The following is a 22,447-nucleotide window of genomic DNA, read 5'->3' on the forward strand; positions in this document are numbered from 1 at the left end:
AATCAAAATATAAAAAGCTACACTTAATGTGTGGCTTTTTGTATTTTACAAAGGTTATAAATTCAATAATAAATAGTAATGAAAACTGTTAACGTAGATAAACTAAATTTAGCATTATTGCTATTCAGTTTCGTTTTGGCTTGTTTTCTACCATTTGAGTTATTTCTATTTGGTTATGCTGTTTTAGGACCTTTACATTATCTAACAGAAACAAACTGGATAAGAGATAAAAATTACTTTGTAGTTAATCCCAATTGGAAATTTTTAGTACTAACAGCAGCTATAATATATTCACTACCGTTTGTTTTTAATCTCTCTTTTTTTTTCCAATTTAATGAGTATTCTATTATACAATTCTTAACCGTTGGGTTAGTGAAATACACTAATGGTTTATTGTTTTTTATTCTAATTTCTGCAATCCTTTCTGTATTCTATAAAACCTATAAAGCACTATTAATTAGTTTTTTAGTTACTTTGTTTGTTTCTTTTTGGATCTATAATACAACAACCTACGCGTTGCTTTTTGGTCTATTATTACCTACTATTATTCATGTATATTTATTTACCATATTGTTTATGCTTTATGGTGTAAAAAAGAACACAAATACATTTGGAATTATTAATATTATACTCATTATAGCATTACCGTTGTCCTTACTCTTTTTAGATACAGATCTCTTTAATTATAGTTTCTCTCAAACGGTAAAAGATAATTATGTAAATAATAGATTTCACTCACTAAATGCAAATCTTGCAAAGTTATTTGGTGTTTATGCAGATTTAAAATTTTTCTTTTATGAAAAAGTAGATTTAAAAATTCAAATATTTATAACATTTGCATACATCTACCATTATTTAAATTGGTTTTCTAAAACCACAATTATTGGTTGGCACAAACAGCTAACAGCAAAAAAAGGCATAGTTATAACATCAATTTGGGTGCTAATAGTATGTAGTTATCTGTACAGCTATAGATTAGGATTAATTCTATCTATATTTCTAAGTATTATACATGTTATGCTGGAATTTCCTCTTAATGTTATTACAATAAAAAGTTTATTTACTAGAAAAAAATAAAGTAGTTGTTTGAAAAGGATATTAAAAAATTAAACACAAACAAAACGCTATAAAAAAAGCCTCAATTAAGAGGCTTTTTTAGTTTTATGTAAATGTTGTTTTGTGTCTATTTAAAATAGCTAAACGTTTCACCATCTTCAATTTTTAATAGCGTTTCGTAAATTAGTTTAATTACATTTTCTACATCATCTCTGTGCACTGTTTCTACTGTTGTATGCATATAACGTAGAGGCAAGGAGATTAATGCAGAAGCAACACCACCATTACTATAAGCAAAAGCATCTGTATCTGTTCCTGTTGCTCTTGATAATGCAGCACGTTGAAAAGGAATTTTCTTTTCTTCGGCCGTATCTGTAATTAAATCACGCAATTTTTGTTGTACAGCAGGAGCATAAGCAATAACTGGACCTTTTCCAATTTCAGCTTCACCTTGTACTTTCATATCAATCATTGGAGTAGTGGTGTCATGTGTTACATCGGTAACAATTGCTACGTTTGGTTTAATTGTATGTGTAATCATTTCCGCACCACGTAAACCAATTTCTTCTTGTACAGAATTGGTAATATAAAGTCCAAATGGTAATGTTTTCTTATTCTCTTTAAGTAAACGCGCGACTTCGGCAATCATAAATCCGCCCATTCTGTTATCTAATGCACGACAAACAAAATTGTTTTTATTTAAAATATGAAATTCATCTGGATACGTAATAACGCAACCAATATGTACACCCAATTCTTTAACTTCTTCTTTGGTTTTACAACCACAATCTATAAAAATATTGTCTGGTTTTGGAGCTTTCTCATTAGCCCTGTTTCTAGTATGTATTGCTGGCCAACCAAAAACACCTTTTACAATCCCTTTTTTAGTATGAATATTCACTATTTTACTAGGTGCAATTTGGTGATCACTACCACCATTTCTTACCACGTAAATTAAACCTTTATCGTCTATATAGTTAACATACCAAGAGATTTCATCTGCATGACCTTCTATAACTACTTTGTATTTAGCCTCTGGATTTATTACACCAACAGCAGTACCATAAGTATCTGTAAAAAACTCATCGACATATGGTTTTAAGTAATCCATCCATATTTTTTGCCCATCCCATTCGTAACCTGTAGGTGAAGCGTTGTTTAAATATTTCTCTAAAAAGTCCATAGACTTTTTGTTAAGTATGCTCTTTTTTGCCATTGTTTTCTAATTTTTCACTAAAATAACAATATTCGCATTTAATTGGTAGTTAACAATAGTATAATTATTAATTTTGTAGCAGAAGCTTAAACTTTTTTTTGGAATGGTTTTAGTAGCACTTATTTATATGAAGTATATTTTACCACTTTTAATGGTATTTCCGATACTTATTTTCGGACAAACCTTTGAGATAGATCAAGATTCAACGCAAGTGGAATACATGATTATTGAAGGTGATTCTATTCCGCGTGAAGCCATCAACCTTGATGAGGTGTTGCTTTTACATAAATTAAAATTCGATAGTAAAGAAAATAGAAGGCGTTATTATATTTTAAGACGAAAAACAATAAAAGTCTATCCTTATGCAAAAATGGCTGCAGAAAGGTTAGACTCGTTAACCAAGCAATTGTTAACTTTAGATTCTAAAAGAAAGAAAAAAAGATATGCCAAGAAAGTTCAAAAATATATTGAAAGTGAGTTTTCTGTTGAATTAAAAAAAATGACGAGAACCGAGGGACAGATTCTTATTAAACTCATTCACAGACAAACAGGAAAAACTACATTCTCATTAATTAAAGAGCTTAGAAATGGTTGGAGAGCCTTTTGGTTTAATAGTACAGCCAGTTTGTTCGATATTTCTTTAAAAAGAGAATTCGATCCGAAAAATGTTAAAGAAGATTATCTAATTGAAGATATCCTTCAACGTAATTTTCAAATTGGGATATTAAAAGAACAGAAATCGGCTTTAGATATAGATTTTTTTGACCTTACCAACAAATGGTTAAACGACGAAAAAAAGCAATTAGTACCAAACAAAAACTAAAACCTTAAATGCGTATACAAACACAACACGAAGAGCACTGGAACGCTATCACTCACCTTATTGGAGCTGTTTTAGGTGTTGTAGGTTTAATAGTCCTGGTGCTTAAAGATACCGAAAAAACATCTTACAGTTTATTTAGTGTTATTATTTACGGACTGTCTATAGTCATCCTTTTTTCTGCTTCTACAGCGTATCATTACATAAAAAAGGAAAAGTATAAACACACCTTTAGAATTATAGATCATATAAGTATCTATTTTCTTATTGCAGGAACATACACGCCAGTTTTACTGGTGACTTTAGAGCAGAGTTTAGGTTGGGTTTTGTTTGCTGTTGTTTGGGGAATTGCAGCTTTTGGTGTGGTTTTAAAAATTTTATTTACGGGTAAGTTTGAAACTTTTTCTACACTACTATACCTTGTAATGGGTTGGCTAGTTGTATTCGATTTTTCGAAGTTATCGGAGCTAATGGATACTAATGGTATTTATTTATTAGCTGCTGGTGGTTTTGCTTATACTGTAGGTATTGTTTTTTATGCTGTAGATAAAATCCCTTATAATCATGTTATTTGGCACTTATTTGTACTTGCAGGAGCTGTTTTTCACTTTTTTATGGTTTATGGTTATGTTGTATAGCGTGTACTATTTTACGCTCTAGTTACACTTAGTATGTTTTTCTGTTTTTGATAAAAAAGATATCCAATCTTTTTTATCAGAAACCCTTATATCTAAAAGATTATAGACTTATTTGTCATCAATATATTTAATTTTTAAGACATCAAAACCAAAGTCAAAAATTCTAGTATCCAATTTCGAGTAAATGATAGAATTAATTGGAGTTTCTATTTCTCGGGTAGTACTGGAATTAACTTTAATAAGCTCTTTCTCAATTGAGTATTTTATTAAATGATTAGTCGATCTTCTTATAATAATTATACTTATTAGAATCTACAGTGCAAAATTAAAGATAAATACCATAAAATTATTTTAACATATATGAGCCATCTTTTATTATATATATTACTAAAAAAAGAAGCAGTATAATTGGAATTAAAAACGTGTTAATTAATATCCTATTCTTTAAACTCATTTTTTATAATTAAGTACAATGTGTTATAAGAAATAACTCTTACTAATTATAGGTTTATTCTATAATCTCGTAGTCAATACTTAGTTTTCGAAAAGCTCTTAAAGCAGAACCGGAGTTTTTATCTTCTACCTCAATATCTACAGCGTCTCCTTCTAAGAGTATATCTGTAAGTTCATTAGCCAAAGATCCACCAACGCTAGACGAAACCTCTGCAATACATTTGGCTATCGCTCTTCTATCTGGTCTCTGTGCATCACAGGACAATAAGTTTAATTTCATAATGATTATTTATTGATGTAAGATACTAAAGTTGTGATAAGTCTCTGTTATACTTATATGATTATTCTTTTAGCTCTTTAAAAGAATTTGTTTTTACTGTTACCTAGCATTTATTTACGTTAGCTAGAGTAGTTAAATATTTTTTAGGTGAATTCAATATTGGAAATTTCGTTTACCGGTTGGTATAAGAGCAGTAGCAGATTAAAAAGCACTAGGTTTCGGATTGAAATATACTTTAATAAAAGCAATAGCGGTTTGATTAAGCACCTAAACCGCTATTGCTTTTATATGTTGTTGTATGCCGTTTTTATTCTATTCTTTTACTTCTTTTTGTCTAAAAATAGGTTTCCTTTTTAAAGCTTGAACTAGTGTTGTGGTTGCAAGAAGTCCGTACAACAGAGAAATAATTATTGCTGCTTTTGTGTTTTTATATTTGTGGCAAATTTATCTTCTATTACGTCCCATAAATCAGTGTAACCATCATCATACCCTAAAGCCCAAATTCCAACTCCCTTTAACTTTTTACTCATGGCGAAGTCGTACTTCTTGCCTAATGTATAATCATCATCGAACCAAATTTCTTGTGTTGTCTCATCATCAAATGTTAAACTATAATAATTTGTCATGCTTTTATCATCTCTGTAGGCATTAACTTTCACTTCGTCATTATCAATATATTTTTTTCTAATTTCACTGTAAGTTAATGGTTTTTCATAGGTACTTCTATTGTAAACAGCACTACCATTTTGCTCAAGCTCTCCTTTCCATAAGCTTCCATAATAAGGAAGTGCCAAAATTGTTTTTTCAGGCTTAATTCCTTCATTCAAATAATATGCTACGGTCGTTGAAAGACTCAACGAAGAATTTTCTGCAGACCTTAAAGGAGCAACTGCACCTTGAGCTTTCTCACCGATATGGTAGTCGTAACCCATTATTACAAATAAATCAGTATAATTTTGGAGTTCTTTAACCTCAAAAATATCTCGACTATTAGAGGTAGGCAAAGTCATCGATAAATAAAACGTTTTGCCTTCTTTTGAATAAATATTATCAAAACTTTCTCTAAAATATCGAACAAATCTGTTTAATTGTTCTCTTTTAAAGTAAGAGATGCCTTCAAAATTTAAATCAACTCCGTCTGCATTTCTATCTAAAAGAAGTCCGGTTAAGGTTTTAACAAGAACATCCCATCTATCTTTATTCTCCAAAAATTTAGTATTATTTTCAAAACCGTGAGAAGAAACCGTTAATAACACACGAGTGTTTTTGGCTCTTGCAGAATCAATCATGGCGGTTGTTTTCCATTCTTCAATTTGTTCTGGGTTTGTATATCCTCCAGTAGCTGGGTCTATTTTATATGACAAATAAGAGATGGTAGAAAGCAGCTCAAAAGGATAATTTTTCCATTTATTACCCATCCAATATGGATGCCACCCAAAGACTTCCTTATTTAGTTTTATCGTTTTGTAGTTTTTATCCTTAACAGAATAAACATCTTGTATTGAATCTATAGATTCTGTTTTGTCGTCTGATTGATTTGCTAATTTTTCATCATTCAATCCCACACTCTTTTTAATTTTTTCTATTCCTCCCTTTGCATCTCTAAATTCTGTTTGAACTTTTCTAACACTACTTTTAAGTGTTATGCCTTCTTGGTGTGAAGTTACAAACATTATTATGGCACCTAATACTATCATTAGTAAGATACCTAGTACTATAAATTTTCTATTCATCATTTAATATTAATATATTCTTTAAAAGCTACAATGTATTTCATAATTTTATTTTTAATCTTGATTGTACCTACTGCAACTACATTATAACTTACAAGATATGATATAAAGTGGAGTTATTAGTGAGATAAACTTCTGCTTTTTTAATATTTTTTTAATAAAATTATCACTTTTATCAAACTCAAAATTTGATGTATAGTTGTAGCTTATTACGTCCAAACTTTGATTTTTTTTAAATGACATACAATGTTTCATTGATATGAAATCGTTTTAATGTTTTATAACAGACATTAAACGAAGTTAGCTCATATTTTTTGGAAAGTCAAGTTTTTCAACCTATCAAAAAAGGGTGTTTTAAATTTTATTATACACGTAAATTAAACAGCTTTTATTATTGATTGCTATTTTGTAAAACTGTCACATTTTTTTAATTAAATATTACTTTAACTGACATAGTTGCTGATTTTATTTTTCATGATTTCATTCTTTTTAAAAAGGTTCTAAAGTACTTGTTTACTGTTATACAAGCACTATAGCCTATTTTGTTTCTTAACAACGTGTTTATTTATAGGTTTGTAAAGCTTCATATTAGTTTTTTGGCTTGATTTTGGCTAATAGCTTTCTGATAAGTTTAAACTAAAATAGTTTTGAATAATAATTATCCAAAACGCAATTTTAAAATTAAAGAATAGAGTATGAGTCAAGTAAAAGAGAACAGCACAGTAAAAGTAAATTATACAGGTAAATTATCTGATGGAAAGATTTTTGATACATCTGAAGGTGAAGCGCCAATAGAATTTGTTTTAGGAGAAGGAAGATTAATTCCTGGTTTTGAAAAAGGTTTAATTGATATGAAATTAAACGAAAAGAAGACCATTACAATTCCTAAAGAGGAAGCGTACGGAGACGTTAATAAAGATTTACTTCATGAAGTAAATAAAGCTGAGCTTCCGCAAGATATGGCTCCAGAAGTTGGAATGGGACTTGTTTCTAAAGCTCCTGATGGTAGAGAAATGAATTTAATGGTTGTTGAAGTAAAAGAAGAAAGCATTGTTGTAGATGGCAATCATCCTTTAGCTGGTAAAGACCTTATTTTTGATCTTGAAGTGTTAGAAATTAAAGAAACTGTAATTGCTGAATAAAGTAATTATAAATTTTAAATAATATCAATAGCCTTTGTTAAACGTTTTAACAAAGGCTATTTTGTGTACAGGTTTTTTTCATAATTGTGAGATGAAAATAGAGGATAATACTCAGGCATTGCAGTGCCTGAGTATTATCCTCTATAAATAAAATCAAGTTTTTACTAGATTGCCATTGCTCCAACTTCTGCTACTGCATGATCATTTTCAACAGAACTTCCGCTTACTCCAATAGCACCAATAACCTCTCCAGCTGCATTTTTAATTGGTACACCTCCTGGAAAAGTAATAAGTCCATTGTTAGAATGTTCAATGTTAAATAAGGGCTGACCTGGTTGAGATAATTCACCAATTATTCCAGTATTCATATCAAAATATCGCGCTGTTTTTGCTTTTTTTATAGAGATGTCAAGAGAACCTAACCAAGCTCCATCCATACGTGCAAATGCTAATAAGTTTGCGCCTGCATCTACAATTGCAATGTTCATTTTAGTATCTATTGTCGTAGATTTTTGTTTTGCTGCTACGATTGCTTTTTCTGCTTGTGCTAATGTAATATTCATAATGTTTTAGTTTTGTATTGTTTAATTTGATGCAAATATACGGTGATAGTTAAAGGATTGCGTTACTATAACAGTTCAATAACTTATGAAAAAAGGTCAAGTTTGTGAACGAAGATAAGATTGATAATCATGAAGCGGTTTCGCTGGGACTAAAGCCAAATTTATTTTTAAAGGCTATACTGAAATTTGACAAGTTGTTATAACCAAAATCTAAGTAAATATCTGAAGGTTTTAAATTCCCTTTCTCTAAAGTCTCTTTTGCTTTTTGAAGTCGTTTATCTTGTAACCATTTTCCAGGTGACACTTTGTACTCTTTAATGAAATGACGTTTAAAAGTAGATAAACTCATATTACATAAGAATGAAATTTCTTCTAATTTTAAGTTAGAGTGTATTTTGCTTTCTACAATTTTTTTAAAAGGTGAGGTTTCATTAATTATTAAAGAATATAGATATAATTCAAATTTTATTCCATATTTCTGTAGAAGATAAAGCATCAATTCTTCAAACTTTACGGAAAGTAAATTCTCCATAAAAGCCATAGGTGCTTCACTAATTGTTGATAATGAATTTAGGTAAGAAGTAATATATGAGTCATTTCTTATTATAAAATAAGGTGTTTCCTCAATTACTGTTTGATTGTTTTCTGTGTGTTTTTCTAGAAATTCCTTTAGTTTTTTTTCAGAAAAAAAGAAGAGCTTACAAAAATAAATAGCTTCTGCATCTAGTAATTCAGTCCAAAGCCAATTTCCTCTTTTTAGCAACAACGATTGGTCTTTATTTACAGCAACAGTTGTACCTGCAAAGTGTACTTGTTTTTTTCCAACTTGTAGAAAACTGAACATATTCATACCTAAATTGACTTTGCTTTTTACAACATCGTTAGTCATTTTAAAATCGTAAACAAACAAATCAATAGTATTCTGTTTATTTGTAAGGTAGATTTCAGGTATGTTTTCTATTGGCATTTTGGATTTTTAGGGTTTAAAACAAATGTCTTCAATGTTTATTTTAAGCAAAAAAAAGCATCTATCTAATCTATCAAATTATAGTTGCTCAATTCAGGAGCATTTAGTTCGTAATTATAGCCTCTCCAAAATTCACTTCCAAAACCATTATATTTCCAGACAATTTCTTTTTCTGGTGTTACTTCCCAAAAACCATAATCGCCTTCACAAATTAGCGTATTACCGTTTTTAAGTCTCACAGCTCCAGAAATTATTCTATTGTAAAGGTTTTCATCGGTAAAGCTCCAAACAATAGTAGGCTCGTTATCCGTGTTTGCTGTTAGGTTAAAAGTTTCTGGAATATCTAATTCGTATACAATAGACTGTTCTGTGCTTAAACCATTGACATAAACGAGCATGTTTCCTTTTCCTAATACATCATTTTCTAATAGGTTAGGAAAGTGATTGTGATCAAAAAGGACATCTCCAAAAGTATTACCATAAGCTAAAGGGTTACCAAAACGGTATAATAAATCACCTCCTTTGTTATAGTTACCTCCAGAATGAGAAGTAGATTCTGCCATAGTGGTACTATGATCGATAACCCAAATTTCGCTAAAAACATTTATACTAAGGAAAATAATATCTCTATCGTTATCGTAATCCATTCCGTTTCCATGCATGAGATCACCACTTTGAAGCGGAGCGTAGTTAATATGAATTAATTGTGGATTATCTGCAACTACACCATAATTAGGTAAGTCTATTTCTTGGTCTTGTATAATGTGTTCCCAACTTCTCCATTGCCAAACAATAGTATTTGTATCTGGATTGACTTCAATTAATTTTTCTGGATAGATATGAGAACTACCAAAAGCACCGTTGTTTTCAGCTTCAACTTCGTCAATTTTCTCCCAAACTAATATAAGGATGTTACCATTTGGTAACATTTCTACATCATGATGAGAAATCTCATCTTCACTACTAGTTATATATTCCCAAGCAATAGAGTTATCTGGGTTAATTAAGCGAACAACACCACCATATCCACCAAAAGAAATGGCAGCATTCTCATCTTTAAAAATCCCTAACAATTGTCCGTTAGGTAAAATTTCTAAGTCATTACCCAATAGGCTTTCAAATGTCCACTCGTATTTTTTATGGCCTTGTTTATCTATTAAAAACGCTGAATTAGATCCTTTAATAATAGCTAATGTAAGATGGTCATCAATCTTATCTGCAATATAAATTTCAATATTATCTGTAAGCTCTAAGGTCTCTGTTTGGTCATTGTTTAAAGCAATATTGTCATCATTTTTACAACTCATGGCTATAAAAATGAATGCAACAGTAAATAGTGTAAAGGATTTTTTCATAATTTAAAATTTATGGTTTTGTAAATTACATTTAACTACTATTGAGCCTTTAAGAAATCTTCATATTCATAATAAAAAGATTCAAAAGCAGCCATTTTCTCATTAAAGAACACCATAACTTCTTGCCAAGTGTTTTTATTGTGGATGGATACTTTGTAGCCTAAAGGTACGTAGACTCTTGAAATTTCTTTTCCGTTATCGAGAAAATACTCTTCTTCAAAAATAGCATCAGGTAAATATTCTGTTGTTAGTATGGTTTTTACTTGCTGTAGTTTCTCCCAATAATTAATACGGTTTTCTAAATCATCTTCTAAATCTAAACTAACGTGAGCAGATTTATTATCGAAATGAAATTTAAAGCTGAACCCTTTTATTTTGGTATTATAAAGAATCCATTTTGTAGGAAAGGATTTTCCAAAACTGGTCCAGAATAATTGTTTTATTTGTCTTGATTCTTCTTTTGAAAACACGATTTCAAGTTTATGGTTAAAAGTGAATAATTAATAGTTACTGCACTCAAGTCTTTCTTATTTACGTTTGTTCTGTCATTTCTGCAAAAGCAGGAATCTATAAGAGCCTAAATAGTATAAAAAGGACTCCTGCCTCGGCAGGAATGACAAGTCTATATAAAATAAGCAATAACAACAGCGCTAATAATAGTTAGCAATTTAGTGATATTAAATGTGTGACCTTCATTGCTTTCAAATAAAATGGTAGTAGAAATATGTAAAAATATTCCAATAACTATAGCTGAAATTTGAGTATAATACATTTCGAAAAAGCTAAAGTTAGCAGATAAAAAGACGCCTAAAGGCGTCATTAATGCGAATAGGAATAAAAAGGCTAGCACTTTTCGCTTCGGCATTTTTGAAGCCAAAAAGAATGTCGATAAGATGATTGCAATTGGAAGTTTATGGATAATAATTCCGTAGATTAAGTTGGTGTGTCCATCTATTGGAATCCCTTCTAAAACACTATGAATACTTAAACTAATAAACAAAAGCCAAGGGAAAACAGTTGCGTTTTTATTAATATGTACATGACCATGTTCTGCACCTTTAGAGAAAAATTCTAAAATAATTTGTAATAAAATACCAACCATTATAAACAAACCAACAGTTTCATAATTACTAGTATAAACTTCTGGTAGAAAATGAAAAACGGTTATAGATAATAGAAAAGCACCACTAAAAGCAAGAAGTAATTTTAAGTACTTTGGTTGTTTTGGCTTTAGTACAAAAACGACTAAATAACCTAAAACAACAGATAATATTGGTAGTGTAATATTTAAAAGCATAGTTTACTTAAAAATAAGGATTAAACGTTCGGATGTTTTTTTATGGTACTTATTCAATTTATAATCTCCAAAAACATCTAATAAATGTACACCAGCTTTTTCAAAGAGCACTTCAAAATCTTTTAAAGTTAAAGCGCGAACACGTTCTTGGAATTCAAATTCTTTACCTTCTGCAGTAAAAGTAATGTCTTTCGTAATATATCCGTTTTCTAAACGACGTTTTTGATGAAAGTCTATGCCTTCTACTGTTTTTATGTTTTCTTCAACTAAATTATCAATAATGAATTCACTATTTAAAAAGTCAATGACACCAAAACCATAGGCGTTTAAACCTGCTTTAATAGCTTTTATAGTCTTGAGATTATCTTCTTCATTTTCAAAATAACCAAAGCTAGTAAACAGGTTAAAAACGGCATCAAATTGTTCGTGATAAGGTTTGCACATATCGTGGACATTAAAATGTAAACTCTCGTTTTCAAACTGTTTTGCATGTGTTATGCTGTTTTGAGATAAATCTACTCCTGTCACATCAAAACCTATTTTATTTAAATAAACAGCGTGTCTCCCTTTACCACAAGCAAGATCTAGAATCTTTCCGTGTTCAGGAATGTTTAAATAGTTGGTTAGATTAAACATGAAGTTTTCACCTTCATTATAATCTCTATCTTTATATAAAATATGGTAAAATGGCGTATTAAACCATGAAGCATACCAAGTTGTGTCGTCTTTTATCATCTATAAATTCTATCAAGAACAAAAATAGAGTATTTTTGCATTCAATTGGACGAAAATAATGGAAGATAATTTCAAAATGGTAGCCAAAACCTTATTTGGTTTTGAAGAGATATTAGCAAAAGAATTAACACAACTTGGTGCTATGGAAGTAAAACAAGGTGTTAGAAATGTTAGTTTTTCTGGTGATAAAGGCTTTATGTATAAGGCTAATTTAGGTATTAGAACTGCTATTAAAATTTTAAAACCTATAAAAACGTTTCGTGTTAATAATGAAAAGGATTTATACACTAATGTGTATAAAATGGATTGGTCTAAGCACATGAAATCTTCTGGAACATTAGCTATAAGTGCCACTGTCCATTCTACAGTTTTTACACATTCGCAATACACAGCTCTAAAAGTAAAGGATGCGATTGTAGACAAGTTTAGAGACGAAACCGGAGAAAGACCAAATGTAGATTTGCGTTTTCCAGACTTAAAGGTTAACGTACATATAGACCGTTCAATTTGTACTATTTCGTTAGATACTTCAGGAGAATCTTTACATAAACGTGGTTATAAAACAGCAACCAATATAGCACCAATAAACGAAGTTTTGGCCGCAGGTTTAATTATGCTTTCTGGTTGGGATGGACAGTCCGATTTCATGGATCCAATGTGTGGTAGTGGAACTATTTTGGCAGAAGCTGCAATGATAGCCTGCAATATTCCACCAAATTTAATGCGTAAAGAATTCGCTTTCGAACGCTGGAATGATTGGGATGTTGAACTTTTTGAGAAAATTGAAGAATCTCTATTAAATAAAACCAGAGATTTCCACCATAAAATGATTGGTTACGATAAATCGCCAAGTGCAGTTACCAAAGCGCAAGACAATATAAAAAATGCTAATTTAGACGAGTTTATAACTATTAAACATGAAGATTTCTTTAAAACGCAACGCGCAGGAGAGGAGAAGTTACACATGGTTTTTAATCCGCCTTATGGTGAGCGTTTAGATATTGAAATGGAGAGTTTTTACAAGGAGATTGGAGATACTTTAAAGCAAGGTTATCCAAATACAGATGCCTGGTTTATTACTTCTAACTTAGAAGCTATAAAACATGTAGGACTTAGACCATCGCGTAAAATAAAATTGATGAATGCGAAGTTAGAATCTCGTTTATTAAAATATGTAATGTATGCAGGAAGTAAGAAAGGTAAGTATATGGATAATTAATTTACTGTGATAAAAGACTTAAAAGCTAATTTAAAACCAATATTAAAGTTAACTCTAATTATGAGTTTTCCATTGTTGGTAATAGCTCTTGTAGGATTTTTTTTAATTCCAGAAACCAATCTCTACTTTAGAGAGTTAGGAGCACTGTTTTTGCATACAGCTATATTTGTTGGGATTATGTTGTTTTTTAATACGTTTAAACTAAGGAAGGTATTTTTACTAATTTTTCAATTCTTATTATCTTTTTTGGTAGCTTTTAAGCTGTTTTTTTATTATACTTTTGAAGCGAAACCATCAGCTTCTGGGGTTTTTGTAATTTTTGAAACTAATGCCGCTGAAGCTTCAGAATTCTTTTCTAGTTATTTTGATTTTACTATTGGTGCTATAATTAGTGTTAGTTTTTTAGTATTCTTTATTCTTATTTTACAATTAGTTTTTAAACAAAAACAGTTTCAGTTTTTGCGTTTTAAAAACATTTCATTAATATTTAAAGTGGTAACTATTTTATTAATTGTTGCTAGCGCTTATTTTCTTAGACGTTCTTTTAGAGATCAGAGTCTTTTTATTATATCCCATTCTATTCAAGAATATAATATAGCAAAAAACTATTATAAAGAACATTTAGCAAAACAAGAGAACCAGTCTATTAAAATAAATTCTAAAAATGAAAAACCTCAAGTAGGAATTGTAATTATTGGAGAATCGACTTCAAGATGGCACATGCAATTGTACAATTACAATAGAGAAACTAATCCTATTCTTTCTAAAATGAAAGATGAGTTGTTTATTTTTAATGATGTAATTGCACCAGAAGTGATGACTATAAAATCACTTGAAAAATCCTTAACACTTTCGGACCATAATAATCCTAAAGCAGAAAATAATTTTTCTATCGTGCAATTGGCAAATGCCGCTGGATTCGAAACCTTTTGGATTTCTAATCAACAGCCAGTAGGTTTTACAGAGAGTACACCAACTATTATTGCAACTGCTGCAAAGCATAAACAGTTTTTAGCAACAGATAGTTATTTTTATTCAATCTATGATGAAGCGTTAATTCCTGAAATTAGAAATGCTATAAAAACAGAAAGTAAACGTAAATTAATATTTGTACATTTAATTGGAACACATAGATTATACCCGAAACGTTATACCAAAGAGTTTGATTATTTTGAAGGTGTAAATGAACGCACAAAGTATAAGACGGCATATTCTAAAGCTAAAGTAAATGAATATGATAATGCTGTTAGGTACAATGATTTTGTTGTTAGTGAAATTATAAAGTTAACAAAAGCAGAAAATGAAAACAGTTTTGTTGTGTATTTTTCTGATCATGGAGATGATGTTTTTGATACTCAAGATTTTGTTGGGCATCATGGACATAAAGGTTCTAAGCCAATGTTTGATGTTCCTTTTTTAGCTTGGTTTTCTGATGATTATTTAAATAATAATAAAAGAATAGATACTTTAAATAATTACGAAAATAGAAAGTATAATGCAGAAGATTTCATCTATAGCTTTTCTGATATTATTAATCTAGATTTTGAAGGTTTCGATGCTACAAGAAGTATCTTTAGTTCTAGCTTTAAAGAACGTAAACGGTTAATAAAGGAGCGTTTAGATTACGATACTTGGGAGGAATAATGATATTATTTTAAAAACAAAATATGCTATCAAAAACGGATTCAACTTTACTTAAAGGAATAGCTATTCTATTTGTATTTACTCATAATTTTTTACATTGGATAGCTCCAATGTTAGGAGAGAATGAATTTTTTTACCGAGAAGCTCCTGCTAATAATTTTATAAATGGATTACTTAAGGACCCTTTAAATACACCGCGATATATATCTATTTACATCGCACCTTTTATAGCATTGCATTTGTTTATTTTCTTAAGTGGTTATGGGTTAACTAGTGCATACATTAATAAAAAAATTAATTTTAAAAGCTTTATTGTAAAACGATTATCAAAATTGTATCCTGTTTTTACAATAGCTTTAATTGGATTGTTTGTATATAAATATGTTATTTTTAGAGCTGAATTCACACAAATTACTGCTATTGATTTCTTTTTAAGATATACACTTCTTGCTAATTTTATTCCAGGAAAACTATTTGTATTAAACGGACCTTTTTGGTTTTATTCTTTAATTGTCCAATTGTATTTTTGTTTTCCTGTACTTATTTACTTGCTTAAAAAAAGAACTCGTAATGTAATAGTTGTAGCACTATTAGCACTTGTTTTAATCTTTTGTTTAAACGACTATTTTTCATATATGAATTTTAGTTTATACTCAATTTTTATTGGCCATTTACCAATATTTATTTTTGGGATGCTTTATTCTCAATATGCAGAGGTTATTAATAAACAATTTAGATGGTTAGTGCCTTTAGCGCTATTGCTTTTCGTATTAGGGCTTTATAATATGTATTTTTGGTATTTATCTTACACAACATTTATAATCCTTGTTTTGGCATTATTTAATTTCTTAAAAAAATATAAGGCACCTAAATACATTAATCAATTTTTATTATTCTCAGGAGGTTTGTCGTATTATATCTTTGCAGTACATGGCTTTTTAAGAACTCCATGGGTTCGTTTAGCCAATAAAGCGGATAATGATATATTTCATTATTTATACTTATTAGTTTTTACTATAATTATATACTTGGTAGCAATGATGACAAGAGAAATAGAACGTTACTATTTTAGGCTGTTAGCTAAATATAAACGCTCAAAAAATAAAGACTAATACTTCTCCTTTAAAGTCTCTAGATGGTGATTTACATGATAACTAGTCCACATTACAATTTCTCTAACAGGTATTTTACCCATTAAAGGATGTGGTAATATGTAAGTATCAAGGTCGTTGTCTTTCCACTTTTTTGTTTTGTATTGGAGCTTTTTGCTTTCCGTTTGAATGCGGTCTAATAGGTAGTTTTTTTCTTTTAACCTTGGAGGTTTTATGTTTTTTGAAGGTCCAAAAGTGATACCATTAGCTTCTATTAATCGTTCTTTATATCTATTGGTAACTGTTTCAAAATCGCGAACAGGTCTATTCGCTTTTCCAAATTTTAGTTGTAATATAAACTTTGGTAAACTTAATGCATTATTAAGGGTTTTAATACTTTGTAATAAATGTAAAGCATGCTGTCCAGTAGTCCATTTTTTTTCTGGTCCAGTTTCCCATTTTTCTTGGTCTTGAGATTCTAGAAACTCGTAGAGATTATTGTTAATAGTTTCTAACTGCTCAACAATAGTATCCTTATCCATTATTTGTCTTTTTTAAATAAAGGTATAAGGTAAGAAATAGTGTAGCCATATCCTACACCAAATTTTTTGCTATCATAAGTTTTATTAAAACCCGGAATGTAGTGGTTCTCTAAATTATCTGGGCTTTTTTCAGATAATGTGCGTTTTAATTGTGCATTAATTCCAATATATAGGTTATTAAAAACTTCCGCTTTAATACCTAAAATGAACTCTAACCAAGTAGAGGACAAACCATCAAATTCTTCACTTTCAGTATTTGTAAATTGTGGCTGCCAAAATTGGTCTTGACTGTAAACCGTATAACTATCTAATGTTTGGGAAAAGGTGCTAAAACCAGTTCTAAAACCACTATAGATCATGTTATTCATGCCTAACCAGTTGGTATACATATTATAATCTATTCCAATTTTCACATAACTTCCATTTGCAGTTGTGTTTATAAAATCGGTACTCGTCGTCTTTTTTTCTGTGCCAAATTCTCCAGCTATGTAAAGTTTTTTTGTTATCCTGAAATCGCCATTAACTTCAAAACCTGTATACTCATCGTCTGCAAATGTTCTAATAAGTTTTCCAAAGTCTGTTCCTAAACGCAGGCCATATTCTTGTATGTATTTTATAGAATCGACAGCTTTAATCTCTTTTTCTTCTTGTGCACCAATAAGCATGCAACAAAGCAGAAAAAAGCCACTAGTGACGTATTGTAAAGTGTATTTCATCTTCATTTATTACTGATTGGTTATCGTTTTCTGATGGTGCAAAATCCATCCAATTATCGGTATCTGGTTCTATAATTATTTCTACATTCTCGAAGATTATTTTGTAACCACAAGCGCGAGAAACATAAACTTCTTTTGTTCCGTATTGTATTGTTATTACATCTGGATTACCACTAATTGTTCCATTAGTATCAACATAATCTCTATACACACGATACTTGGTTTCATTAGCATCTGTTCTTAGAGGTAAAATCATTTGATCTTCCGTTACAATATCATAACCCTCTAAAACACGAGTAGCATCATCAAAATCTTCAACACGCAGTTTTGTAACATTTTTAGGGTTATCTGTAAGTGTAACATCTCTAAATTCTACAATCATTCTTGGAGTAGTAGGAGTGTCTTCATCACAAATATCGTCTCGTTCGCAGCTAAATGCAATACAAAAAAAGAGTAGAAGTAAGGTTATTATTTTTTTCATTTATGCTGAATTTATTTCAGTATATTTATTTTAAATTATCTATCGCTTTTCTAAAAGCACAATGTTTTCGACATGGTGCGTTTGCGGAAACATATCTACAGCTTGTGTTTTAGTTACTTTATAAATAGCATCCATTAATTGTAAATCTCTAGCCTGTGTAGCGCTATTGCAACTTACATAAACTATTTTATTTGGAGCAACGTTTAATATTTGTTTAACGACATCTTTATGCATTCCATCTCTTGGAGGATCTGTAATAATAACGTCTGGTTGGCCATGCGTATTAATAAATTGTTCGTTAAAGACGTTTTTCATGTCACCAACATAAAATTCTACATTATCTATACCGTTAAATTTCGCGTTTTCTTTTGCAGCAGTAATAGCATCTGGTACAGATTCTACACCAATAACTTTTTTAGCTTGTTTAGCAACAAATTGCGCTATGGTTCCCGTTCCTGTATATAAATCGTAAACCAATTCGTCTCCTTTTAAGTCGGCAAATTCACGTGTAAGCTTATACAATTCGAAGGCTTGTGCAGAATTTGTTTGGTAAAAAGATTTGGCATTAATTTTAAATTTCAAGCCTTCCATTTCTTCAAAAATGTGGTCTTGACCTTTATAGCAAATAACGTCTTGATCGTAAATAGTGTCGTTTGCTTTACCGTTAATGACATATTGTAAAGAGGTTATCTGCGGAAAGGTCTCTGCCACATAATCCAATAGTAACTCTCGTTTTTCTTTATCTTCCTTAAAAAACTGAACCAAAACCATAATATCTCCTGTTGAAGATGTTCTCAGCATTAAAGTTCTTAAGAGGCCAGTTTGATTCCTGGTATTAAAAAACTCAAGGTCATTTTCAAGAGCAAAGTTTTTAATAGCGTTTCTTATAGCGTTAGATGGATCTGCTTGTAAATGACATTTCTTTATATCCAATATTTTGTCCCACATTCCAGGAATATGAAAACCTAAAGCATTTCTATCGCCTAAATCTTCGTCACTTTCTACTTCCTCTATAGTTAGCCATCGGCTATCACTAAAAGAGAATTCCATTTTATTTCTATAAAAATACTGTTCTGCAGCCTCTTTAATAGGTGTTATTTCAGGTAATTCTATATGCCCAATTCTAATTAAATTATTGGTCACTTCCTTTTGCTTATAATACAATTGATGCTCGTAAGCCATGTCTTGCCATTTACATCCTCCACAAACACCATAATGGTCGCAAGCAGGTTCTGTTCTCTTATCGCTTAATGTATGGAATATGGTAGCCTTACCTTCATAATATGATTTACGCTTTTTAAAGGTTTGTACATCTATAACATCACCAGGTACTGCATTTGGTATAAAAATTACTTTTCCATCAGGTGCTTTTGCTACCGATTTTCCTTTTGCAGCAGTATCAAATACTTCTACATTAGTAAATACTTTCTTTCTATTTTTACTTCTTGCCATAGATGCAAAAATAATAATAGCAGTAAACAAAATCTATGTAAAATGAATTATCTTTAAAAAACTTCAAAATAAAATGAACCTTTTACCTTTTTCTGCGTCTTTAGAGTATGAAAGTAACAAATAATCATAAGCGAAAGCTTCTTCAACCAAAAGCACAAGTTGTAAAGTTATTTAAAACATTAGCGACAAAGGAATATAAAATTTGGCCTATAGAAAATTGGCCAGCAATCCGGTTTAATGAAAAATTAAAAATTGGAGCAAAAGGTGGTCATGGTAGCGTACGTTACACTATAATAGATTTTAAAGACAATGAGGAAATTAAATTTCAATTTTCTAAACCTCATGGGTTTATTGGTACACATGAGTTCTGTATTAATGCAATTGATAATAATACAGCAGAAATAACTCATGAAATAAACATGAATACATCAACAGTAAAAGCCACTTTTTTATGGTTAGTTGTTATACGTTGGTTGCACGATGCATTAATTGAAGATGCTTTCGATAAAGTGGAAAATAGTTATTCCGAAGAAAAGAAGAAAACAAAATACTCGCTTTGGGTACAGTTATTAAGAAGTGCTTATAAAAGAAAACCGTTTCAAATAAAACACACATAATTGAAAACAGATAAACGTTTAGATGCAAGATTGGTTAAAGCTTATCAATCTGGGGACCAAAAAGCTTTAGCAGCTTTGGTTAAACGTTGGCACCTTGCATTCTGTAATAAAGCATTTTGGCTTGTTAAAGATGCAGATGTATCAAAGGACATAGCACAAGAGACTTGGCGAACGATAATTAGTAAACTAGAAACTTTAAAAAATCCTTCAAGTTTTGGTAATTGGGCCTTACGAATTGTCTATTCAAAATCCTTAGATGTATTACGAAAAACAGATAAGATAAAGAATCAACAACAAATACTAGATAGAGAACAAGCAATAATTGAAGAAGGAAACGATGAACGAGAGGAATTAAAAACACAACTTTTAAAAGCCATTAAAAACCTTTCTGTTCAACAACAAATAGTTATAAGACTATTTTATTTAGAAGACTATTCACTTAAAGAGATTAGCAAAACATTACAAATTAATGAAGGAACAGCTAAATCGAGATTGTTTTATGCTAGAGAAAAATTACGAAAATTATTACATAATAAGAGAGTTAAATAACAACAGGTTTCCGCTTTTGCTGAAATATAAAAATTAAGAACATGAAAAATAATATAGAAGACATCGATCAATTAATTAAAGAGACTTTATCTCAAGAAGAGGCAAAATTTTATGACGCATTAGAAGAACAGAATGTACTTGAAATGGTTTTTGGGTTATTTAAAGGTAAAAATGCCTGGATTCTTATTGCAATGAATATTGTTACAGTTGTTTTCTTTTGCTTATTTATTTACTGCGTTGTACAATTCTTTGAAGTAGAAGCAACCAAAGAGCTTATTAAATGGGGATTAGGAAGTGTTATTTTTTTACTTGGAGTAAGTATGCTCAAGATTTTTGCTTGGCTTCAAATGGATAAAAATGCTATTTTAAGAGAGATAAAACGTTTAGAATTACAAGTTTCATCATTAGCTGGAAGAATTTCATAATAAGATTTTAAGAAGCAACTAATATTTAGTAATTTGCGAATCCTAGGGATGATTTCTTTCCCACGCTGAATTTTCGTTACTTCGAAAGGATAAAGGTAGATAAGGAATGGATATTTTATTCATTATTTAAACACATTTAAAATGGCTGTATTAGAACAATTAACGTCGCAAGAAGCGATGGATTTAGAAAACAAGTATGGAGCACACAATTACCATCCACTTCCTGTAGTATTAAGTAGAGGAGAAGGCGTATACGTTTGGGACGTAGAGGGAAAACAATATTACGATTTCCTTTCTGCTTACTCTGCTGTAAACCAAGGACATTGTCATCCAAAAATTGTTGATGCAATGACAAGTCAAGCACAAACCTTAACCTTAACTTCTCGTGCATTTTATAACGATATGCTGGGTAAGTTTGAGAAGTATGCTACAGAGACTTTTAACTACGATAAACTGTTACCTATGAACACAGGAGCAGAGGCTGTAGAAACAGCTTTAAAACTATGTAGAAAATGGGCTTACGAAGTAAAAGGTATTGCTGAAAATGAAGCTGAAATTATTGTATGCGAAAACAACTTCCACGGAAGAACAACGACAATAATCTCTTTTTCTAACGATCCCGTAGCAAGAAAAAACTTTGGTCCTTATACCAAAGGATTTATAAAAATAGAATATGATAACCTTAAAGCGTTAGAAGATGCACTTTCTGGAAATAATAATATTGCTGGTTTTTTAGTAGAACCTATTCAAGGCGAAGCTGGAGTTTACGTGCCATCTGATGGTTACTTAGCGAAAGCAAAAGCATTATGCCAAAAACATAACGTTTTATTTATTGCAGACGAAGTACAAACAGGAATAGCAAGAACAGGACGTTTATTAGCGACTTGTGGAAACTGTTCTTGTACAGATAAGCATTGTTCTGGGACACCAGAAGTTAAAGCAGATATCCTTATTTTAGGTAAAGCATTATCAGGAGGAGCCTATCCGGTTTCTGCAGTATTAGCTAATAATACTATTATGGATGTTATTAAGCCAGGAAACCATGGGAGTACATTTGGTGGAAATCCTGTTGCTGCTGCTATTGGAATGGCTGCTTTAGAAGTTGTTAAAGATGAAAAACTTGCAGAGAATGCTCAGATTCTAGGTGAATTATTTAGATCTGAAATCGCTAAATTTATTGAAACCTCAAACATTGTTAATGGCGTAAGAGGAAAAGGTTTATTAAACGCTATTTTAATTAACGATACTGAAGATAGTGATACGGCTTGGAATATATGTATGGCCCTAAGAGATAATGGCCTATTAGCGAAACCTACACATGGAAACATTATTCGTTTTGCGCCACCTTTAGTAATGACTAAAACACAATTATTAGATTGTGTAGTTATTATTACAAAAACGTTAAAGCAATTTGAAAAATAACAATTAGTAAATACTTTAAATAAAAAAGCTCTAA

General features: G+C 30.5%; 24 protein-coding genes. 11 read left to right on the forward strand and 13 right to left on the reverse strand.

Going from position 1 to position 22,447, the window contains the following annotated elements; all coding sequences use genetic code 11:
* Positions 1-78: 78 nt before the first annotated feature.
* The gene (locus RH82_RS03635; protein WP_034058130.1) at positions 79-1,077 is read left to right on the forward strand and encodes a hypothetical protein; all 999 of its coding nucleotides are present in this window, start codon (positions 79-81) and stop codon (positions 1,075-1,077) included.
* A gap of 106 nt (positions 1,078-1,183) precedes the next feature.
* Here the strand turns inward: RH82_RS03635 and RH82_RS03640 are convergent, their stop codons facing one another.
* Entirely contained in the window at positions 1,184-2,272 is a 1,089-nt protein-coding gene (locus tag RH82_RS03640) for a M42 family metallopeptidase (protein ID WP_034058131.1), read from the reverse strand.
* A gap of 127 nt (positions 2,273-2,399) precedes the next feature.
* Here RH82_RS03640 and RH82_RS03645 point away from each other — a divergent pair, with 127 nt between their 5' ends.
* On the forward strand, positions 2,400-3,095 hold the full coding sequence (locus RH82_RS03645) for a DUF4294 domain-containing protein (protein ID WP_034058187.1): 696 nt from the start codon (positions 2,400-2,402) through the stop codon (positions 3,093-3,095).
* 8 nt (positions 3,096-3,103) lie between these two features.
* On the forward strand, positions 3,104-3,730 hold the full coding sequence (trhA, locus tag RH82_RS03650) for a PAQR family membrane homeostasis protein TrhA (RefSeq protein ID WP_034058132.1): 627 nt from the start codon (positions 3,104-3,106) through the stop codon (positions 3,728-3,730).
* 508 nt (positions 3,731-4,238) lie between these two features.
* On the opposite strand, the gene RH82_RS03655 is transcribed toward trhA, so the two are convergent.
* Together RH82_RS03655 and RH82_RS03660 are read right to left on the reverse strand one after the other, a co-directional pair.
* The gene (locus tag RH82_RS03655) at positions 4,239-4,463 is read right to left on the reverse strand and encodes a hypothetical protein (RefSeq protein ID WP_034058134.1); all 225 of its coding nucleotides are present in this window, start codon (positions 4,461-4,463) and stop codon (positions 4,239-4,241) included.
* Positions 4,464-4,870: 407 nt separating this feature from the next.
* Positions 4,871-6,199 (reverse strand): glycoside hydrolase family 18 protein, encoded by a 1,329-nt coding sequence (locus RH82_RS03660; RefSeq protein WP_081979176.1) that lies wholly within the window; start codon positions 6,197-6,199, stop codon positions 4,871-4,873.
* Between the two features lie 692 nt (positions 6,200-6,891).
* On the opposite strand from RH82_RS03660, the gene RH82_RS03665 reads away from it, so the two are divergent.
* Entirely contained in the window at positions 6,892-7,338 is a 447-nt protein-coding gene (locus RH82_RS03665; RefSeq protein ID WP_034058137.1) for an FKBP-type peptidyl-prolyl cis-trans isomerase, read from the forward strand.
* A 164-nt stretch (positions 7,339-7,502) separates the two neighbouring features.
* On the opposite strand, the gene RH82_RS03670 is transcribed toward RH82_RS03665, so the two are convergent.
* The 6 genes from RH82_RS03670 to RH82_RS03695 form a co-directional block, all read right to left on the reverse strand.
* Positions 7,503-7,901 (reverse strand): GlcG/HbpS family heme-binding protein, encoded by a 399-nt coding sequence (locus RH82_RS03670; RefSeq protein ID WP_034058139.1) that lies wholly within the window; start codon positions 7,899-7,901, stop codon positions 7,503-7,505.
* A gap of 127 nt (positions 7,902-8,028) precedes the next feature.
* Positions 8,029-8,868 (reverse strand): helix-turn-helix domain-containing protein, encoded by an 840-nt coding sequence (locus tag RH82_RS03675; RefSeq protein ID WP_034058141.1) that lies wholly within the window; start codon positions 8,866-8,868, stop codon positions 8,029-8,031.
* A 65-nt stretch (positions 8,869-8,933) separates the two neighbouring features.
* Positions 8,934-10,223: an aryl-sulfate sulfotransferase gene (locus RH82_RS03680; RefSeq protein ID WP_034058143.1), complete on the reverse strand. Its 1,290-nt coding sequence runs from the start codon at positions 10,221-10,223 to the stop codon at positions 8,934-8,936.
* Between the two features lie 38 nt (positions 10,224-10,261).
* The gene (locus RH82_RS03685) at positions 10,262-10,693 is read right to left on the reverse strand and encodes a DUF4268 domain-containing protein (RefSeq protein WP_034058145.1); all 432 of its coding nucleotides are present in this window, start codon (positions 10,691-10,693) and stop codon (positions 10,262-10,264) included.
* Positions 10,694-10,845: 152 nt separating this feature from the next.
* Positions 10,846-11,520 carry a ZIP family metal transporter gene (locus RH82_RS03690; protein ID WP_034058147.1) on the reverse strand — a complete coding sequence of 225 codons (675 nt, stop codon included), beginning with the start codon at positions 11,518-11,520 and terminating at the stop codon, positions 10,846-10,848.
* A gap of 3 nt (positions 11,521-11,523) precedes the next feature.
* Entirely contained in the window at positions 11,524-12,255 is a 732-nt protein-coding gene (locus RH82_RS03695) for a class I SAM-dependent methyltransferase (protein WP_034058149.1), read from the reverse strand.
* A 58-nt stretch (positions 12,256-12,313) separates the two neighbouring features.
* Here RH82_RS03695 and RH82_RS03700 point away from each other — a divergent pair, with 58 nt between their 5' ends.
* Genes RH82_RS03700 through RH82_RS03710 form a run of 3 tightly spaced genes read left to right on the forward strand, consistent with a single transcriptional unit; the run spans position 12,314 to position 16,230 of the window.
* On the forward strand, positions 12,314-13,474 hold the full coding sequence (locus tag RH82_RS03700; RefSeq protein WP_034058151.1) for a THUMP domain-containing class I SAM-dependent RNA methyltransferase: 1,161 nt from the start codon (positions 12,314-12,316) through the stop codon (positions 13,472-13,474).
* A 6-nt stretch (positions 13,475-13,480) separates the two neighbouring features.
* Complete coding sequence (locus RH82_RS03705) at positions 13,481-15,118, forward strand: sulfatase-like hydrolase/transferase (protein ID WP_034058153.1); 1,638 nt, start codon at positions 13,481-13,483, stop codon at positions 15,116-15,118.
* Positions 15,119-15,141: 23 nt separating this feature from the next.
* Complete coding sequence (locus RH82_RS03710) at positions 15,142-16,230, forward strand: acyltransferase family protein (RefSeq protein ID WP_034058156.1); 1,089 nt, start codon at positions 15,142-15,144, stop codon at positions 16,228-16,230.
* On the opposite strand, the gene RH82_RS03715 is transcribed toward RH82_RS03710, so the two are convergent.
* From RH82_RS03715 to rlmD, 4 genes are read right to left on the reverse strand one after another with little or no spacing between them, the layout of a single operon-like run.
* On the reverse strand, positions 16,227-16,751 hold the full coding sequence (locus tag RH82_RS03715) for a DinB family protein (RefSeq protein WP_034058158.1): 525 nt from the start codon (positions 16,749-16,751) through the stop codon (positions 16,227-16,229). The two genes, RH82_RS03710 and RH82_RS03715, sit on opposite strands and share 4 nt — an antisense overlap.
* Complete coding sequence (locus tag RH82_RS03720) at positions 16,751-17,467, reverse strand: DUF6048 family protein (protein ID WP_241148000.1); 717 nt, start codon at positions 17,465-17,467, stop codon at positions 16,751-16,753. The genes RH82_RS03715 and RH82_RS03720 overlap by 1 nt, the downstream gene beginning before the upstream one ends.
* Positions 17,439-17,948: a DUF6452 family protein gene (locus RH82_RS03725; protein ID WP_052158196.1), complete on the reverse strand. Its 510-nt coding sequence runs from the start codon at positions 17,946-17,948 to the stop codon at positions 17,439-17,441. The genes RH82_RS03720 and RH82_RS03725 overlap by 29 nt, the downstream gene beginning before the upstream one ends.
* 39 nt (positions 17,949-17,987) lie before the next feature.
* The gene (rlmD, locus tag RH82_RS03730; protein WP_034058163.1) at positions 17,988-19,400 is read right to left on the reverse strand and encodes a 23S rRNA (uracil(1939)-C(5))-methyltransferase RlmD; all 1,413 of its coding nucleotides are present in this window, start codon (positions 19,398-19,400) and stop codon (positions 17,988-17,990) included.
* A gap of 107 nt (positions 19,401-19,507) precedes the next feature.
* Between rlmD and RH82_RS03735 the strand changes: the two genes are divergently transcribed.
* The 4 genes from RH82_RS03735 (at position 19,508) to rocD (ending at position 22,413) form a co-directional block, all read left to right on the forward strand.
* On the forward strand, positions 19,508-20,017 hold the full coding sequence (locus RH82_RS03735; RefSeq protein WP_034058166.1) for a hypothetical protein: 510 nt from the start codon (positions 19,508-19,510) through the stop codon (positions 20,015-20,017).
* Positions 20,018-20,566: an RNA polymerase sigma factor gene (locus RH82_RS03740; RefSeq protein WP_034058168.1), complete on the forward strand. Its 549-nt coding sequence runs from the start codon at positions 20,018-20,020 to the stop codon at positions 20,564-20,566. It abuts the gene before it with no gap.
* 41 nt (positions 20,567-20,607) lie between these two features.
* Positions 20,608-20,991, forward strand: a complete 384-nt coding sequence (locus tag RH82_RS03745; protein WP_034058169.1) for a DUF6768 family protein — start codon at positions 20,608-20,610, stop codon at positions 20,989-20,991.
* Between the two features lie 141 nt (positions 20,992-21,132).
* Positions 21,133-22,413, forward strand: a complete 1,281-nt coding sequence (gene rocD / locus RH82_RS03750) for an ornithine--oxo-acid transaminase (RefSeq protein ID WP_034058171.1) — start codon at positions 21,133-21,135, stop codon at positions 22,411-22,413.
* Positions 22,414-22,447 lie beyond the last annotated feature (34 nt).

The sequence above is a fragment of the Lacinutrix jangbogonensis genome, from assembly GCF_000797445.1.
Taxonomy (GTDB): domain Bacteria; phylum Bacteroidota; class Bacteroidia; order Flavobacteriales; family Flavobacteriaceae; genus Lacinutrix; species Lacinutrix jangbogonensis.

Bases quoted from the DNA above. Each gene is read 5' to 3' on its own strand.
- RH82_RS03635 (WP_034058130.1), top strand. From the start codon at position 79: ATGAAAACTGTTAACGTAGATAAACTAAATTTAGCATTATTGCTATTC.
- RH82_RS03640 (WP_034058131.1), bottom strand. From the start codon at position 2,272: ATGGCAAAAAAGAGCATACTTAACAAAAAGTCTATGGACTTTTTAGAG.
- RH82_RS03645 (WP_034058187.1), top strand. From the start codon at position 2,400: ATGAAGTATATTTTACCACTTTTAATGGTATTTCCGATACTTATTTTC.
- trhA (WP_034058132.1), top strand. From the start codon at position 3,104: ATGCGTATACAAACACAACACGAAGAGCACTGGAACGCTATCACTCAC.
- RH82_RS03655 (WP_034058134.1), bottom strand. From the start codon at position 4,463: ATGAAATTAAACTTATTGTCCTGTGATGCACAGAGACCAGATAGAAGA.
- RH82_RS03660 (WP_081979176.1), bottom strand. From the start codon at position 6,199: ATGATGAATAGAAAATTTATAGTACTAGGTATCTTACTAATGATAGTA.
- RH82_RS03665 (WP_034058137.1), top strand. From the start codon at position 6,892: ATGAGTCAAGTAAAAGAGAACAGCACAGTAAAAGTAAATTATACAGGT.
- RH82_RS03670 (WP_034058139.1), bottom strand. From the start codon at position 7,901: ATGAATATTACATTAGCACAAGCAGAAAAAGCAATCGTAGCAGCAAAA.
- RH82_RS03675 (WP_034058141.1), bottom strand. From the start codon at position 8,868: ATGCCAATAGAAAACATACCTGAAATCTACCTTACAAATAAACAGAAT.
- RH82_RS03680 (WP_034058143.1), bottom strand. From the start codon at position 10,223: ATGAAAAAATCCTTTACACTATTTACTGTTGCATTCATTTTTATAGCC.
- RH82_RS03690 (WP_034058147.1), bottom strand. From the start codon at position 11,520: ATGCTTTTAAATATTACACTACCAATATTATCTGTTGTTTTAGGTTAT.
- RH82_RS03695 (WP_034058149.1), bottom strand. From the start codon at position 12,255: ATGATAAAAGACGACACAACTTGGTATGCTTCATGGTTTAATACGCCA.
- RH82_RS03700 (WP_034058151.1), top strand. From the start codon at position 12,314: ATGGAAGATAATTTCAAAATGGTAGCCAAAACCTTATTTGGTTTTGAA.
- RH82_RS03710 (WP_034058156.1), top strand. From the start codon at position 15,142: ATGCTATCAAAAACGGATTCAACTTTACTTAAAGGAATAGCTATTCTA.
- RH82_RS03715 (WP_034058158.1), bottom strand. From the start codon at position 16,751: ATGGATAAGGATACTATTGTTGAGCAGTTAGAAACTATTAACAATAAT.
- RH82_RS03720 (WP_241148000.1), bottom strand. From the start codon at position 17,467: ATGAAATACACTTTACAATACGTCACTAGTGGCTTTTTTCTGCTTTGT.
- RH82_RS03725 (WP_052158196.1), bottom strand. From the start codon at position 17,948: ATGAAAAAAATAATAACCTTACTTCTACTCTTTTTTTGTATTGCATTT.
- rlmD (WP_034058163.1), bottom strand. From the start codon at position 19,400: ATGGCAAGAAGTAAAAATAGAAAGAAAGTATTTACTAATGTAGAAGTA.
- RH82_RS03735 (WP_034058166.1), top strand. From the start codon at position 19,508: ATGAAAGTAACAAATAATCATAAGCGAAAGCTTCTTCAACCAAAAGCA.
- RH82_RS03745 (WP_034058169.1), top strand. From the start codon at position 20,608: ATGAAAAATAATATAGAAGACATCGATCAATTAATTAAAGAGACTTTA.
- rocD (WP_034058171.1), top strand. From the start codon at position 21,133: ATGGCTGTATTAGAACAATTAACGTCGCAAGAAGCGATGGATTTAGAA.